At 71.9% G+C, this 14,784-nt stretch carries 16 protein-coding genes and 1 riboswitch; of the genes, 3 read left to right on the top strand and 13 right to left on the bottom strand.

The annotated features are described in order from the left end of the window. The first annotated feature begins 153 nt into the window (after nucleotides 1–153). The gene (locus tag VHA72_RS12420; RefSeq protein WP_325575659.1) at nucleotides 154–576 is read left to right on the top strand and encodes a Fur family transcriptional regulator; all 423 of its coding nucleotides are present in this window, start codon (nucleotides 154–156) and stop codon (nucleotides 574–576) included. A gap of 5 nt (nucleotides 577–581) precedes the next feature. Here the strand turns inward: VHA72_RS12420 and VHA72_RS12415 are convergent, their stop codons facing one another. From VHA72_RS12415 to ftsE, 3 genes are all read right to left on the bottom strand, one after another. After that, on the bottom strand, nucleotides 582–1,820 hold the full coding sequence (locus VHA72_RS12415) for a M23 family metallopeptidase (protein WP_325575657.1): 1,239 nt from the start codon (nucleotides 1,818–1,820) through the stop codon (nucleotides 582–584). Nucleotides 1,821–1,908: 88 nt separating this feature from the next. After that, entirely contained in the window at nucleotides 1,909–2,823 is a 915-nt protein-coding gene (ftsX, locus tag VHA72_RS12410; protein WP_325575655.1) for a permease-like cell division protein FtsX, read from the bottom strand. A gap of 34 nt (nucleotides 2,824–2,857) precedes the next feature. Continuing rightward, nucleotides 2,858–3,547 carry a cell division ATP-binding protein FtsE gene (gene ftsE, locus VHA72_RS12405; protein WP_325575653.1) on the bottom strand — a complete coding sequence of 230 codons (690 nt, stop codon included), beginning with the start codon at nucleotides 3,545–3,547 and terminating at the stop codon, nucleotides 2,858–2,860. Between the two features lie 43 nt (nucleotides 3,548–3,590). On the opposite strand from ftsE, the gene VHA72_RS12400 reads away from it, so the two are divergent. Continuing rightward, the gene (locus tag VHA72_RS12400; protein ID WP_325575651.1) at nucleotides 3,591–4,184 is read left to right on the top strand and encodes a hypothetical protein; all 594 of its coding nucleotides are present in this window, start codon (nucleotides 3,591–3,593) and stop codon (nucleotides 4,182–4,184) included. A gap of 5 nt (nucleotides 4,185–4,189) precedes the next feature. Here VHA72_RS12400 and prfB read toward each other — a convergent pair whose 3' ends face one another. From prfB to VHA72_RS12355, 9 genes are all read right to left on the bottom strand, one after another. After that, entirely contained in the window at nucleotides 4,190–5,308 is a 1,119-nt protein-coding gene (prfB, locus tag VHA72_RS12395; protein WP_325575649.1) for a peptide chain release factor 2, read from the bottom strand. 62 nt (nucleotides 5,309–5,370) lie between these two features. Beyond that, nucleotides 5,371–8,535: a lamin tail domain-containing protein gene (locus tag VHA72_RS12390; RefSeq protein ID WP_325575647.1), complete on the bottom strand. Its 3,165-nt coding sequence runs from the start codon at nucleotides 8,533–8,535 to the stop codon at nucleotides 5,371–5,373. Nucleotides 8,536–8,757: 222 nt separating this feature from the next. Beyond that, nucleotides 8,758–9,216, bottom strand: a complete 459-nt coding sequence (locus tag VHA72_RS12385; RefSeq protein WP_325575645.1) for a pilus assembly protein TadG-related protein — start codon at nucleotides 9,214–9,216, stop codon at nucleotides 8,758–8,760. Beyond that, complete coding sequence (locus tag VHA72_RS12380) at nucleotides 9,203–9,652, bottom strand: hypothetical protein (RefSeq protein ID WP_325575643.1); 450 nt, start codon at nucleotides 9,650–9,652, stop codon at nucleotides 9,203–9,205. The genes VHA72_RS12385 and VHA72_RS12380 overlap by 14 nt, the downstream gene beginning before the upstream one ends. Next, on the bottom strand, nucleotides 9,649–10,023 hold the full coding sequence (locus tag VHA72_RS12375) for a TadE/TadG family type IV pilus assembly protein (protein ID WP_325575641.1): 375 nt from the start codon (nucleotides 10,021–10,023) through the stop codon (nucleotides 9,649–9,651). The genes VHA72_RS12380 and VHA72_RS12375 overlap by 4 nt, the downstream gene beginning before the upstream one ends. Continuing rightward, the gene (locus VHA72_RS12370; protein WP_325575639.1) at nucleotides 10,020–10,211 is read right to left on the bottom strand and encodes a hypothetical protein; all 192 of its coding nucleotides are present in this window, start codon (nucleotides 10,209–10,211) and stop codon (nucleotides 10,020–10,022) included. Before VHA72_RS12370 ends, VHA72_RS12375 begins: the two co-directional genes overlap by 4 nt. Nucleotides 10,212–10,236: 25 nt before the next feature. Beyond that, the gene (locus VHA72_RS12365) at nucleotides 10,237–11,166 is read right to left on the bottom strand and encodes a type II secretion system F family protein (protein WP_325575637.1); all 930 of its coding nucleotides are present in this window, start codon (nucleotides 11,164–11,166) and stop codon (nucleotides 10,237–10,239) included. Next, nucleotides 11,163–12,014: a type II secretion system F family protein gene (locus VHA72_RS12360; protein WP_325575635.1), complete on the bottom strand. Its 852-nt coding sequence runs from the start codon at nucleotides 12,012–12,014 to the stop codon at nucleotides 11,163–11,165. Before VHA72_RS12360 ends, VHA72_RS12365 begins: the two co-directional genes overlap by 4 nt. Next, entirely contained in the window at nucleotides 12,014–13,258 is a 1,245-nt protein-coding gene (locus tag VHA72_RS12355; protein WP_325575633.1) for a TadA family conjugal transfer-associated ATPase, read from the bottom strand. Before VHA72_RS12355 ends, VHA72_RS12360 begins: the two co-directional genes overlap by 1 nt. Nucleotides 13,259–13,448: 190 nt before the next feature. On the opposite strand from VHA72_RS12355, the gene VHA72_RS12350 reads away from it, so the two are divergent. Next, nucleotides 13,449–14,096 carry a PilZ domain-containing protein gene (locus VHA72_RS12350; RefSeq protein WP_325575631.1) on the top strand — a complete coding sequence of 216 codons (648 nt, stop codon included), beginning with the start codon at nucleotides 13,449–13,451 and terminating at the stop codon, nucleotides 14,094–14,096. 8 nt (nucleotides 14,097–14,104) lie between these two features. On the opposite strand, the gene VHA72_RS12345 is transcribed toward VHA72_RS12350, so the two are convergent. Beyond that, on the bottom strand, nucleotides 14,105–14,665 hold the full coding sequence (locus VHA72_RS12345) for a C40 family peptidase (RefSeq protein WP_325575629.1): 561 nt from the start codon (nucleotides 14,663–14,665) through the stop codon (nucleotides 14,105–14,107). Nucleotides 14,666–14,671: 6 nt separating this feature from the next. Then, nucleotides 14,672–14,784, bottom strand: a riboswitch (cyclic di-AMP (ydaO/yuaA leader). This riboswitch is flagged as partial in the annotation.

Here is a 14,784-nt window from a genome sequence, read left to right as displayed (position 1 = left end):
CCTCCATCGATTTTGAAAACGATCCTCGTTAGCACTGACCCTACAGCGCTAACGACAATCATTTCCACTTGAGTGGCGCGGCCGAGTCTGGAGCGCCCGGTCGACGGCATCGGACGCCCATGGACTGGTAACGATTACCGCTACGATGGCGCGGTGACCGCGTCGACCTCACGCTCGCCCGCCCGCCGCTCCACCACTCAGGGGAAGGCGGTCAGGGAGGCGCTCCTGGCCCAACAAGGGTTCCGCAGCGCCCAGGACGTCTACGCCGCACTACGCGCCGACGGCCACAAGATCGGCCTGTCCACGGTCTACCGCCACCTGCAGTCCTTCGCCGAGGAAGGCACCGCGGACGCCATCTACAACCCCGACGGCGAAACCACGTACCGATACTGCGGAGACCAGGCGGCCGGCCGCCACCATCATCACCTCGTCTGCCGCGACTGCGGGCGCGCCGAGGAGGTCGAGGGTCGGGCGGTCGAGCGCTGGGCGGAGGAGACGGCCGAGAAGTTCGGCTACACCCAGGTCGACCACACCGTCGAGGTCTTCGGCATCTGCCGGGCCTGCGCGCGCAAGTAGGGGGTTCAGCGCAGCACGGTCATCGGGTCGATCGCGGTGCCGTTCTTCATGATCGTGAAGTGCAGGTGGCACCCGGTCGACCAACCGGTCGTGCCCGCCACGGCGATGGTCTGACCCTCCGCGACGACCTGACCGACCTTGGCCTTGTACCCGCCGTCGGGAATGTGGTTGTAGATCGCGGTGTACTGCGCGCCGTTGATCGTGCCCAGGTCGAGGTAGAGCCGGTTGCCCCAGACGCTGGAGTAGTACTCCGAGACCACCTTGCCGGGGCCGACCGCCAGCTCCGGCGTACCGCACGGGGCGTGGAAGTCGTCGCCGTCGTGCAGACCCCAGTAGTGGTAGATCGGGTGGATCCGCCAGCCGTACGGCGAGGTGATGTAGGTGTGCGCCACCGGCTTGACGAACATCCCGCTGGTGGAGGCGACGTTCCGGTTGCGGTGGTGCTTCGCCGCCGCGGCCAGGATCTGCTGGGTGATCCGCTGTTCCTTCTTCCTGGCCTGGTCGAGCGCCTTCTGGTCGCGCTTCTTGACCTGCTTGGCCTGCGCCTGGGCGGCGGTCGCCTGGGTGACCAGGCCCTGCACCGCGGTCGCGGCCGCCGCGGCCTGCTGCTGCAGGTCCTGGACCTGGACCAGGTGGTCGGCGGCCGCCTTCTCCTGGGTGGCCACCTGCGCCGTGGCGTCGGCGAGCTTCTGCTTGCGCACCTCGAGCACCACCTCGGCCGCCTTGAGCTGGTCGTAGGTGTTGGTCTCGGCGGTGGCCACCACGTGCCCGTAGTTGAGCTGGCGGACGATGTCGGCCGGCGTGGTCGCCTTCATCAGCTGACCGACCTCGAGCAGCGTCGGGTCACCCTGGGTGTACGTCGACAGCACCGTCTGCTTGACCGCGTCGCGGCCCTTGGTCACGGCGTCCTGCCCCGCGGCCAGGTCACTCTTGGCCTGCGTGAGAGCCGCCTGGGATGCCTGCAGCTGGCTCTGCAGCTGAGCCTCGACCTGCTGGGCGGTAGCGAGCTGGCCGTTGACCTCGGCCAGGTGTGCCTGGGCGGTGGCGAGCTTCGCCTTGGCGTCGTTGAGCGTCTTGGTCGCCTGCTGCAGGGCGGCGCTGGAGTCGTCGAGGTCGCTCTTGACCGTCGCGACGTGCGCTTGCGCCTGCTTCTGCTTCTGCTTCAGCGCGTGGTGATCGGCGGCGTGGGCCATCGGGACACTGAGTCCTCCGACCGCGGTCGCGGCGAGGGTGGCCGCAATCACGCGTCGGCGGACGGTACGGGGGAAGAGACGCACCGGACTGCCTTCGGATGTTCGGGGAAGTGAACGCCTCGACCGTACGGGACGCGGATCAGACTTTGAGGTATTTGCGCGTCAGCAGGAGTGTCGGCAGCACCGTGAGCGCCACGCCGAGGACGGCGATGATCAGCGCCGCCACCCAGTACTCGTGCCAGCCGACCCAGGCGTCCCACTTGAGCTTGGACAACCCGTTGATCACGCCGAAGTAGACCACCGCCGCGACGGCGCCCCCGGCCAGGACCACGCCGACCACCGCCGTGACCAGCGCCTCGAGCAGGAACGGCAGCGCGATGTAGAGCGTGGAGGCGCCCACCAGGCGCATGATCGCGATCTCGCGCCGGCGGGCGAACGCCGCCAGCCGGATGGTGTTGGAGACCAGCAGCAGCGCCGCCACCACGAGCAGGACGGCGGCCACGATCGCGCCGTTGCGCAGCTTGTCGATGGTGCCCAGGATCGAGCCCATGATGTTGTGCAGGTCCTGCACCGAGGAGACGCCGTCCAGGCCCTGCACCGACTCCTTGATCGAGGCGGCCTTGTGCGGGTCCTTCATGGTGATCCAGTAGGACTCCGGCATGTCGCTGACCTTGATGGCCGGGTCGGGGCCCTGGAAGCTGCTCGCCGGCACGTTGAGGTGCTGGATGCGCTGGTAGGCCTCCTGCTGCGACTCCAGCCGGTACGACGCCACGTCGGGGTTCTGGTCGAGCACCTTCTGGATCGCCTGCTTCTGGGCGTCGGTCACCGGGCCGACGCACGAGGGCGTGGCGTCGGTGGTGCCGTTGCACAGGAACACCGTGATCTGCAGCTGGCTCCCCCACTGCTTGGCGGTCTTGTCGGCCTCCTGGTGGAGCAGCACGCCCACCCCGACCAGGGTGAGCGAGACCAGGAGGGTGAGCACCACCGCGAGGTGCATCGACAGATTGCGGCGCAGGCCCTGGCGGAGCTCGGTGAAGACGTAACGAAGCTGCATGGATCGGCTCTCTGGAGTCGGGAGTCGGGTGAGGTCAGTGCTGGAAGCCGTAGACGCCCTGGGCCTGGTCGCGCACGACCCGCCCGGCGTCGAGCTCCACGACCCGCTTGCGCATCTGGTCGACGATGCTGGCGTCGTGGGTCGCCATCATCACCGTCGTACCGGTGCGGTTGATGCGGTCGAGCAGTTTCATGATCCCGACACTGGTGGCCGGGTCGAGGTTGCCGGTGGGCTCGTCGGCGATCAGGATCATCGGCCGGTTGACGAAGGCGCGCGCGATCGCCACCCGCTGCTGCTCGCCGCCGGAGAGCTCGTCGGGCATCCGGTCGCCCTTGCCCTCCAGGCCGACCAGCTCGAGCGTCTCGGGCACCCGGTCGGCGATCTCCTTGCGGGCGTGGCCGGTGACCTGGAGCGCGAACGCCACGTTCTCGGCGACGGTCTTGTTCTGCAGCAGCCGGAAGTCCTGGAACACCGTGCCGATCTGGCGGCGCAGCCGCGGCACCTTCCAGCCGGCGAGCCGGTTGATCTCCTTGCCCGCCACGTAGACGCGGCCGGAGGAGGGCCGGGTCTCGCGCAGGATGAGGCGCAGGGCGGTGGACTTGCCCGAGCCCGATTGGCCCACCAGGAAGACGAACTCGCCCTTCTCCACGTCCACGGAGACCTGGTCGAGGGCTGGCTTCCCGGTGCCGGGATAGGTCTTGGTGACCTTCTCGAAGCGAATCACCCGGTCGAGATTAGTCGACACCCCCACCCGTTAGTGTCTCCGCGTGCTTCGGGTGTTTCGCACGGCGCTGGCCGCGGTGGTCGTCACCGCGGCAGTGGTCGGCGTCGGCGTGCTCGTGAACAGGCCATCAGGCCCGCCGCCGGCGAAGCCGCTCGCGACGGCGCTCGCCGCCGCGGACACCACCACCATGACGGTACGGCGCCGGGCGTTCTGCACGGCCGTGCCCACCGCCGACGTCGCGGCCGCACTCGGCTCGGGGGCGAGCCGGCCGACGGCGTACCGCCCCGGCCAGAAGGTCGCGCTGACACCGACCGTGACCGACATCGCCGACGAGTGGGGCTGCTCGTGGACCGGAACCGCGGGGCGGGCGGCGCGGGCGTGGCTGTTCGCGCCGCCGGTGACCCGGCAGCGCGCGACCAAGCTGGCCGGGCAGCTGCCGAAGGGATGTGAGCGGATCAGTGCGCCGGCGTTCGGGGCGCCGAGCGTTGCGGCCGCGTGCGGCGAGACCGTCACGCTGCGCGGACTGTTCGGCGACGCCTGGCTCTCCTGCGAGCTGACCTCACCCGGGCTGACCCCGGCGCGGCTGCTGGACCGGGCCGGGCGCTGGTGCCTGGTGGTCGCCCGGGCGGCCGGCTGAGGGGATCAGTTGGCGGCGGCCTTGTCCGCGCCCCGCCGCCAGCGGATGCCGGCTTCGAGGAACGCGTCCAGCTCGCCGTCGAAGACGGCCTGCGGGTTGCCGGTCTCGTAGCCGGTGCGCAGGTCCTTGACGATCTGGTAGGGGTTGAGCACGTAGTTGCGCATCTGGTCGCCCCAGGAGGCGGCGACGTCGCCCTTGAGGTCCTTCTTGAGCGCGGCCTCCTCGGCCTTCTTCTTCGCCAGCAGCTTGGCCTTGAGGACCACCATCGCGGAGGCCTTGTTCTGCAGCTGCGACTTCTCGTTCTGGCAGCTGACCACGATGCCGGTCGGGATGTGGGTCAGGCGGACGGCGGAGTCGGTGGTGTTGACCGACTGGCCGCCGGGGCCGCCGGAGCGGAAGACGTCGACGCGGACGTCGTTCTCGTCGACCTCGATCTCGTCGGTCTGCTCCAGCACCGGCACCACCTCGACGGCGGCGAACGACGTCTGCCGCCGCCCCTGGTTGTCGAATGGGCTGATCCGGACCAGCCGGTGGGTGCCGGCCTCGACGGAGAGCGTGCCGTAGGCGTAGGGCGCGTGGATGGCGAACTCGGCCGACTTGATGCCGGCCTCCTCGGCGTAGGAGACGTCGAAGACCTCGACGGGGTACTTGTGCTGCTCGGCCCAGCGCGTGTACATCCGCATCAGGGTCTCGGCGAAGTCGGCGGCGTCCACCCCGCCGGCGCCGGAGCGGATGGTCACGATGGCCTCGCGCTCGTCGTACTCCCCCGATAGCAGGGTGCGGACCTCGAGCGCCTCGACCTCCTTCTTCACCCGGGCAAGCTCGGACTCGGCCTCGGCCAGCGTGTCGGCGTCGCCCTCCTCCTGCGCCAGCTCGACGAGTACGCCGAGATCCTCGACGCGGCCGGAGAGCTGCTCGAAGCGCTCGAGCTCGCCCTGGAGGAGCGAGAGCCGGCCGGTCACCTTCTGCGCGTTGGCCTGGTCGTCCCACAGGTCAGGTGCGGCCACCTTCGTCTCCAGGTCGTCGATCTCGGCCTTCATGCCGGGAAGATCGAGGACCTGCTCGATGGTGTGCAAAGTCGCCTGCAGCTCCTTGAGCTCGGCGTCGAAGTCGGTGGCAGCCACGGGGATCAAGATTACTGGACCCCCGTGGCACCGCCTCAATCGCGGCCGGGCGGGATCGCCGCCTAGCGGACCCGGGCGTGCAGCTTGACGATGCGCACCACCGGCGGCTGGCCGGGCACCATGATGGTGACCCTGACCTTGACGCGCTTGTGCCGCAGCTTCTTGGTCAGCCGCAGCCGGTGGTGGGTGGCGTGCTTGATCCGCTTCTTGCCGGCGAACCACTGGTAGGAGACGTGGGCTCCGCTCGGCGCCGTGACGGTGACGGTGAGCTTCTTGCCGACCCGGGGCTTGCCCGTGACGTGGTGTACGGTCACCGGCGTGGTCACCGGCGGCGCCGGGGTGCCGGCGTGGCCTCCGTCGCCGCCTCCGTCGCCGCCTCCGTCGCCGGTCGTGGGCGGGGTGCAGGCGATCGTGCCGCTGCGCAGCGAGTGGTGGTCGGTGTTGCCGTCGTCGGTCCACACCACCTCCTTGGTGCCGCCCACACAGGTCGACTGCGGCGCGATCGCCATGCCCTCGTTGTTCAGGACCGGCATGTCCGCCGGCGCCTTGAACAGGCCGACCCGGGCCAGCGTGCCGCCGGCGGGCCGGAGCTCGGCGTACCTGTCGCCGCAGGTGTCGTCGCAGGTCGCCCACACCGAGCCGCGCTCGGCGTCGTACTGGACGTCCATCACGGCCGGGAAGCCGGAGGCGATGGTGGCGACCTTGGCGTAGCTGCCGTCGCTGTTCAGCGCGAAGGCGTAGAGGTTGCCGTCGCCCTCGAAGGCGACCAGGAACAGGCCGCTCCCGTGCAGCGGGTAGGACGCCGGGTCGTAGGCGGCGCCGGTGCCGGCGTCCCGCAGACCGCCGGCGACCAGGTAGCTGTCGGGCACCCACGTGACGCCCTCGAGCCCGAGGTTGGCCGGGACGTCGGGCAGGGCGCTGGTGAGATCCCACTGCCGGGTCGCGGTCAGCTCGGAGGTGGAGGCATCCTGGTCGAACTGCAGCACCATGTTCTGGTTGACGGAGTCGTTCGCGTTGTCCCGCTCGGAGGTCATGTAGACGTCGCCGTCCGGGCCGACGGTCAGGCCCTCGGTGTCCGGGTGGCCGGTGCCGCCGACGAAGCGGACGTCCTTGCCGTGCTCCCAGCCCGCCGCCGGGGCCCAGGAGCCGTCGGCCTGCTTGCGCAGCTTGAACAGGGTGCCGCGCTTGTTCTTCGCGACCCACAGCGTGTTCGGGTCGGTGGGGTCGAAGACCGCGCCGCTGGCGTCGCCGTACGTCTCCTCGATGCCGTCGTCGGAGGCCGGCAGGTAGAACATGTCGGCCGCATCCGAGGTATGGATGGCCTGGCCGCCGGGCCACGGCTGGGCGCCGTCGGTGGTCGGGTCGTAGACGCTCGTGCCGCCGTCGTAGGCGCTGCAGTCGTTGACCGCGCCGAAGGTGACGGTGTTGCTCTCCTGCCACGCGCCGACCGTGGTGGCGTCGTCGGGGCAGCGGCCGATCGAGGTGGTGGCGGGCCACGGCAGCGGGTGGCCAGCGGTGCCGTCGCCGGTGCCACCCTTGATCCAGGTCACCCCGTCGACCAGCGTCGTCTTGTCGCCGAGCCACAGGTTGGCCTCGTCGCCCTGGTCGCCGCCGAGGCCGAAGGTGGTCTCGAACCCGGCCCGCTCCCCCGGAGCCAGCATCGTGCCGGCCGGGAACGGCTGCCAGTCCGGTGAGGCGTCCAGCGGGTGCTTGTCGTCGCTCAGCCCCATGCCGGTCAGATCGACCGCGGTGGCGCCGACGTTCTTGACCTCGATGAAGTCGCCGTGGCCGCCACCGCTGTTCATCGACACCTCGTTGAGCACCAGCGAGGAGGTCTCGAACCCCGTGACGGTGCTCGCCGCTGGGCAACCGGCGTCGTTGGGGCTGCCGAACGTCGCCTGCGTGCTCGGCACCAGCTGGTAGCTCCCGAGGCCGTCGGGACAGCGGGCGTACGACGGGGTCGCGCTCGCCGGGAGCCGGTAGGTCAGGACCTGGGCACCGGCGGCGTCGAAGATGGTGACCGCATCGGAGGCGCCGAGCCCGTAGACGCTGGCGAAGGAGAAGACCGCTCCCGGCTCGATCACCCCGGCGCCCGGGATCGGCTTCGGGGCGTGGGTGGGGTCGTCGTCGACCTGGGTCCAACCGGTGATGTCCACCGGCGCGGTGCCGGTGTTGACCAGCTCGATGGTGTCGGTGTCGTTGGACACCTCGTTGAGCCGGATGTCACCGGGCTGACCGGTGCCGCCACCGCTGGTGTCGGGGCACTGGTTGGCCGCGTTCTCGGTGGCGCCGGTGGTAAGCCCGAACGGGCCGGTCCCGTCGGGGCAGCGGCCGATCGTCTTGCCGGTGACCCATCTCAGCCCGGAGGTGGCGCCGCTCGGCGCCCAGTCGACCGTGTCGACCTGGGTGGCGGCGTCGGGCAGCAGCACGGTGGCGTCGTCGGCCTTGCCGTCAGCGCCGAGCCCGAACGCCCCGGTCGCGCCGGTGTCGACGTGGGTGGTGAGGAAACCCTGCGGGGCGATGGTCGAGCCGGCCGGGAGGACGACGTCGTCGCCGCCGGCAATGCCCTTGCTGTCGGTCAGGTGCCAGCCGGAGACGTCGGCGGTGACGGTGCCGGTGTCGGTGAGCTCCACCCAGTCGGGGTCGGTGTCGGTGCCGTCGGCATCCGCCTCGTTGATCCGCACGGCCGCGGTCAGTGCGGCGGCCACGGTGGCGGCGTCCGGGCAGGTGAACGTGCCGTCCTGGGTGACGGCGGCCGGTGTCCAGGTGGTGTCGCCGGCGGCGTCATAGGCGCAGCGGGCGAAGCCGGTCGCGGTGCTCTTCGCGGTCCAGGTGACGCTGTCGACGGCGGTCCCGGACAGGCGCAGCGTGGCGGCGTCGCCGCTCTTGCCCAGGCCGAAGTCGGGGTCGGCACCGGTGCCGACCTGCACGGTGAGCGTCTGGCCGGCGGACAGCGCCGTGCCGTCCGGGATCGGGTGCGAGTCATCGACCGGGTCGTCGTCGGTGAGGTCCCAGCCGGTCAGCGTGACGTCGTGGCCCGAGACGTTGGCGACCTCGATCCAGTCCGGGCTGCCGTCGGCGTAGACGGCCGCCAGTCGCAGGTCGCCGGCCAGCGCGGCGGGCGCGGTCGGATCGACGGCGTGGGCAGGTGTGCCGGTGGCGGTGAGGGCGAGCAGTCCGAGACTGGCGGCCGGTACGGCGGCCAGAGCGCGGCGAAGCGTGAACACGTGGCGTTTCCTCGCGGTGGGTGGGCCGAGACGGGACGGGACGGCCGCAGCCTGCTGGCGCCCGGGAAACGGCGGGCGACGTGCGGGCGAACATGCGTCGAAGGTCTCCGGGCGCCGGAACGCCTGGAGACGCCGGCGAATCCGTCGACGTCGGCTCTCGGCCGTGTCGCCGCGCGAGAGCGGGCTCGCCGGCGGGGTGTCGGTGGACCGGGTGGCCGAATGCTATGGCCGAGCCTCCTGGTCGATCCGAACCACCGCGGACCCTTCCGCGCCGACGCTGGGCCGGCTCGGCGAGCCGGGCACGCGCAGCGGCAGCCGCAGCGGCGCGATCAGACGCACCCGCACCTGATGACCGTCGACACTGACCTCCGCCCGGAGACCCGGGTAGCGGTCGTAGGCGCCGGTCGCGGCGAGGTAGTCGGTCACCGCCCGGCTGGCCTCGTCGGCGGCGATGTCGAGGTCGGTCGTGCCCAGGCCGCCGCCGTACACCCAGGTGCCGGCGGCGCCCAGGTCGGCGCCCCGGAGCGCGGCCCCGTCGGCGAGGCCGTCGAGCGCCTGCCGGCGCAGGTAGGCGGCGCTGGCGTCGACCACGAACGCGACCACCAGGGCCAACACCAGCGCGAAGCCGATGATGAGCGGGATCGTGGAACCGCGCTCTCGGTGCCCCTCACGGCGCCGCATCGGGAATCTCCTGGTACTGGCCCACCGGCATCACCTCGGTGGCGTCGAGGGCGAAGCTCGGCGCGGCCGAGCCCAGGATGAGCGGCAGCATCGGCAGCCGGACGCTGCTGGCGACGCGAACGGTGACCACCGAGGTGCCGCTGTGACAGTCGGGTGGGTACGGCGTACAGCTGACCGTCAGGTCGAACGCGCTGCCGGCCAGGCCCTGGTCGGCGAGCGCCTGGGCGGCGGCCGCCCGGGCGCGGGCGTCGCCCTCGGCGTCGTTCGACGCCAGCACGTAGGCGCGGCCGGCCGCGCGGGCGGCACCGCTGACCGCGAACGCGCCGCGCTGGACCGCCAGCACCGAGAGCAGGATCCAGACCAGTGGGAGCAGCAGGACGATGCCCAGCCAGATGAACTCCACCAGGCCGCTGCCGCGCTCGTCGCGGCTTCTCACTCCCGCTCCCGGACGGCATGGCCGGTAACGGTCAGCTCGATCGCGGGGCCGCCGAGGCCGAGCGCCGGCACCTTCGCATGGACGACGACCTCCACCGCCGGTGCACCGGCGATGGTGATCGGGGCGGCGGCGATGTCCTCGGCGTAACGGGCCGAGAGCACGCCGGCGAGCTGGGCCCGGGTGCGGACGACGCCGTCACGCTCGTCGTGCCCGAGGGTGGCGGCATAGCGGGCACCCTCGGAGGCGGCCGAGGCCACGGTGTTGCGAACGTAGAGCACCAGCGCGATCTGGAGCACGCCGGCCACCAGCGGCACCAGGAGCAGCAGGACCAGGACGAAGTCGACGACCGCCGAGCCGCGCTGTCTGCTCACTTCACCTGGTCGAGTGCCGTGGTGAGCATCGCGCTGAGCTGGTCCTTGGCGATGCCGTAGAGCGCGGCGCACAAGCCGGCGGTCATGACGACCACCAGGACCCAGCCGGGCACGTCGCCGCGGTCGTCGCGGTCGTGGCGGTCGAGCCGGTGGCGCAGCCGCAGGAGCAGGAGGGTGAGTCTGTCCATCTGGTGTTCCTTCCGTGATCCCGAGTCAGGACATCCCGAGGTGCAGGCCGAGCACCCCGGGGTAGAACGCGAAGACGACGGTGACCGGGAGGACCAGGAAGACGATCGGAATCATCATCAGCACTTCCTTGCGCGCGGCGACCTCGATCAGCTCGCGCCGGCCGGCCTCCCGGACGTCGGCCGCCTGAGCGTGGAGTACGTCGGCCAGCGGCGTGCCGCGCTCGACCGCCACGGCGATGCCCGACGCGAACCGGGCGACCAGCGGCAGGCCGGTGCGGGCGGCCAGCGCGTCGAAGGCGGCGGCAACCGGCTCGCCGGTGCGGACCGCGGCCAAGACCCGGGCCAGGTCGGCGGAGAGCTCGCCCCGGCTGCGGCGTACCACGCGGTCCAGGGCGGCGATCGGAGCCTCTCCGGCCGCGACGGCGAGCGCCAGCATCTCGGCGACGGCGGGGAACTCCGCGACGATGCGCCGCTCGCGGTCCCTGACCTGGCTGGTCAGCCAGGAGTCGCGGGCGAGCACGCCGAAGACGAACGCCACCAGGCAGACCACCAGCCCGGCCGGCGCGTTGCCGGGGTCGTGCAGGCTGTGCAGCAGCCCGTAGCCGGCGGCGAGCCCGAAGCAGGCCAGCCCCCACAGCACCTGCTCGACCCGGAACTCGTGCACCGTGCGCGGCACCGCTGCCCGCTCCAGCCGGCGGCGCACCGAGGCGGCGCCACCGAGGATCCGCTCGACCGCGTCGGCCCCGGCACGCAGTGGCGGCCCGAAGACGCCCGCCACCACCGGTGGCAGCATCCCGACGGCGGGCTCCGGCGCGCGGGCATCCGCGGTGAGGTCGCGCAGGTAGGGCAGCACCCGCACCGCGAGCCGGGGCCGGCGGATCGCCCGCAACCGGGCCAGGATCAGCAGCACGCCACCCCCGGCGAGCGCACCGAGCAGCAGGCCCCACCCCCTCATCGCAGGATCCGCCGCTCGGTGGGGAGCCGGCCGATGCGCAGCATCAGCCGGTAGGCGACCAGGCAGCAGACCGCGCCGGCGACCAGCACCACCGCGCCGCCGGGCGAGGAGTAGCGGTGGATGACGTCGGGCTGGAAGGCCAGCAGGAGCAGCACCAGCCAGGGCGCCGCCACCGCGAGCCGCGCCCCGTTGACCGCCCATGCCTGGCGCGACTCCAGCTCGGCGCGGGTGTGCGCCTCGTCGCGCAGGTACGCCGACAGGTTGCGCAGCAGCCGCCCGAGGTCGCCCCCGCCGACCTCGCGTGCGATCCGCAGCCCCTCCACCACCCGGTCGCCCACCGGGTCCGCGAGGCGATCCTTGAGCCGGTCCAAGCACTCCCCGAAGCGGCCGGAGACCTGATAGTCGAGCGCGAACTGGGCGAACGGCGCCCGGAGCGCTTCCGGCCCACGCATCGCCAGGCCGGCCAGCGCCTCCGGCAGCGACAGCCCGGCGCGCACGGCCGAGGCCAGGTTGTCGACCGCCTCGGGCCACACCTCGGCGAGCTCGCGCTGCCGGCGGCGGGCCCGGCCCGCGAGGATCCCCACCGGCAGGAACCCGGCCATCACCCCGAAGGCCACCGCCACCGGCGGCGTCGCGGTCAGCACCTCCGCGGCCAGCGCCACCACGGCGCCACAGCCGCCGCACAGCGCCCACAGGCTGGTCGCAGTGACCTCGCCCAGGCCGGCGCGGGCGAGCAGTGCCTCGGTCCGCACCGCCGGCCGCCGGGATCGCGGCGTACGCGGCACCACGAACGCCGACCAGCACAACACCAGGCCGAGTCCGACGCCGAGGCCGAGCAGCGCACCCATCATCGGCTCCCGGCCAGCAGCGCGTGGACGTCGACACCCACGCGCTGGTAACGCTCGGGCCGGGGCGGCATGCCGGTGCTGCGGCGCAGCTCGCCACCGACCCGCTCGAAGACGACGGCCGTCTCGATGACCTCGCCCTCCACCCGGCCCGGCACCGCGACGATCTCCTCGACCCGCCGCCCGCCGTGCGGGTCGAGCGCGAGATGGACGACGAGGTCGACGCTGGCGGCGACGGTCGGCACCACGAACCTGGATCCGATGTTCTCCCCGGCCAGGAGCGGCAGGGTGCACATCTTCACCAGCGCCTCCCGACCGGAGTTGGCGTGCAAGGTGCACATCCCCGGGATGCCGCTGTTGAGCGCGAGGAGCAGGTCGAGGCACTCGGCGGCGCGCACCTCCCCCACGATGATCCGGCTGGGTCTCATCCGCAGCGACTCCTTGACCAGGTCCCGCAGCGTCACCTCGCCGGTGCCCTCCAGCCCGGACTGCCTGGTCTGGAGCGCGACCCAGTCGGGGTGCGCGAAGCGCAGCTCCCAGACCTCCTCGGCACTGATCACCCGCTCCCCGCCGGGGATGGCGGCAGCCAGGCAGTTGAGCAGGGTGGTCTTGCCGGTGTGGGTGCCACCGGCGATCAGCAGGTTCAGCCCGGCTCGGACGCTCGCCTCCAGGAACGCCGCGGCCGGCGCCGTCAGCGTGCCGAGCTCGACCAGGTCTGCCAGCCGGGCGGCGCGCAGGGAGAACTTGCGGATGTTGACCGCCGCGAACCCGCGCGAGATCCCGTCGAGCACGACGTGGAGCCGGTGGCCGCCGGGCATGGTGGCGTCGACGAACGGCGTGCTCCGGTCCAGACGCCGGCCGCTCGCCTTGAGCATCCGCTCCACCAGCTCGGTGACCTGGCTCGCGGTCAGCATCAGGTTGGTCAGCTCGTGGCGACCGTGCCGCGCGGCGAAGACTCGCGCCGGGTCGTTGATCCAGATCTCCTCGACCTCCGGGTCGTCCAGGAGAGGCTGCAGCGGCCCGAAGCCGGCCACCCGCGCGACCAGCTCGCCGACCATCGCCCGCGGCTCCAGCAACGGCGGGACAGCGCCGGTCAGCGAGCGCTCGTCGTGGGCACGCACCACCGACTCGGCGATCCGGCGCACCACCGCCGCGTCCCGCTGCGGATCGACGCCCTCGTGGCGCACCAGCTCGCGCACCTGCGCGTCGAGCAGCTCGACCAGCCCGCCGTCGGCGACCTGCGACATGACCATGACCGGATTCCGTTCCCGAGTGTGGACTCCAGGCCTGCAATCTAGGTCAGCCCCGATCGCCTGACCAGAGCCTGATCGCGACCTGTGGAGAACCGGTCCAGACCACCCGCCGGCAGCGGCGAGCAAGGCAAAGAACACCCGTCATGATCCGAAAGTGGCGCGCGGAGCTGCCGATGAGGGCGACGTGGAGAGCCCCACCGTCAACCAGCCCGTCCTGCTGCGTGAGCATGGACTCGAGTTCCAAGGCGAGTACGGCGGCGAGTACGCGAGCCGGATCGAGAGCGTCGAGGGCACCCTGCTGACCTTGGCCCGTCCGTTCGACCTGCCCGCCGAGAACGACCTCGGCGAGGGCACCCGGCTCGACCTGATCTGGACCAGCCCCACCGGCCTCCACGAGCTGCCGGTGAGGGTGGTGGCCGAGGACATCGACGGCCCGCTGCGGGTGTGGCGGGCCGAGCCGACCGGTCCGGCCCGCCGCACCAACCGGCGCCAGCACCTCCGCGTGGCGACCGGCGGCCTGATGACGCTGGCCACCGAGGAGGCGACCGTGGGCGCGCTGTTGATGGACGCCAGCGAGGCGGCGTTGCGCTGCCGGGTCGAGGGCCGCGCCAGGGAGCTGGCGGAGGACACACAGGTGCGCACCGAGTTCGTGATCGGCGGCGAGGCGTTCAGCGCCACCGGCATCGTCTTCCGCCGTACGTCGCTGGGCACCGGCACGGAGCTGGTGATCACCCTGCGGCACGACGAGCGCGCGGCCACCGCGCTGCGGCGGGCGCTGTTCGCCGAGCAGATCCGGCTACACCAGATGGCCGGCAGCCAGGCCGGTCGCTAAGCCGGTCGCTACGCCAGTCGCTCGGTCCCGGCGAACCAGCTGTTGGTCCAGATCGCCTCCTTGCGCACCCGCGCCCCGGTGTACGGCGCGTGGATGATGATCCTCGCTCCGTGGCTCCAGCCGTCGAAGATGCCGACGTGGTAGACGTGGCTGCCGCTGGTGAAGAACACCAGGTCACCCACACGCATCCGCGAGCGCGGAATGTGACGCACCGCGCCGGCCTGGGCGGCGGCGGTCCGCGGCAGGTGCAGGCCGGCGGCACGGAACGAGTAGAGCATCAGGCCGGAGCAGTCGAACGCGTTCGGGCCGGTGGCGCCGTACCGGTAGGGATCGCCCTGCTGACGGGCGGCGACCCGCAGCGCCCGGGTGACCTCGTGACTGCGGCGCACCCGGCGGCGATGCTCGATGCGCACCTTGCGCTGGTGCTTGGTCAGCCGCAGGTGTACGGCCGGTACGACGGAGGCCGAGGCAGCCGTCGGGGTCGTGGCGGCCTGAGCGCCGGTGGGAGCCAGGGCGAGGGCGCCGAACGCCGTTGCCGTGGCCATGGTGATGCGGATGAAATTGGGCATGCGTGGTGGTCCTCCCCACGCCTGCGAGGTGAGCTGTCGGGTTCGGACGAGAAGGTGTCCGGCCCGCTCTCGCGAGGAGAGTCGGGCTTCACCCCAAGCGGCTGCGAGCAGCCGCGGGA

This window comes from Nocardioides sp. (genome assembly GCF_035547795.1).
GTDB lineage: Bacteria > Actinomycetota > Actinomycetes > Propionibacteriales > Nocardioidaceae > Nocardioides.
The sequence above is the reverse complement of the archived record's forward strand: the minus strand, read 5'-3'. Positions and strand labels throughout refer to the sequence as shown.

Coding starts and splice junctions, on each gene's coding strand:
- ftsX (WP_325575655.1), bottom strand. CDS start 2,823: ATGCAGCTTCGTTACGTCTTCACCGAGCTCCGCCAGGGCCTGCGCCGC.
- VHA72_RS12385 (WP_325575645.1), bottom strand. CDS start 9,216: ATGCGGCGCCGTGAGGGGCACCGAGAGCGCGGTTCCACGATCCCGCTC.
- VHA72_RS12370 (WP_325575639.1), bottom strand. CDS start 10,211: ATGGACAGACTCACCCTCCTGCTCCTGCGGCTGCGCCACCGGCTCGAC.
- VHA72_RS12365 (WP_325575637.1), bottom strand. CDS start 11,166: ATGAGGGGGTGGGGCCTGCTGCTCGGTGCGCTCGCCGGGGGTGGCGTG.
- VHA72_RS12360 (WP_325575635.1), bottom strand. CDS start 12,014: ATGGGTGCGCTGCTCGGCCTCGGCGTCGGACTCGGCCTGGTGTTGTGC.
- VHA72_RS12355 (WP_325575633.1), bottom strand. CDS start 13,258: ATGTCGCAGGTCGCCGACGGCGGGCTGGTCGAGCTGCTCGACGCGCAG.
- VHA72_RS12345 (WP_325575629.1), bottom strand. CDS start 14,665: ATGCCCAATTTCATCCGCATCACCATGGCCACGGCAACGGCGTTCGGC.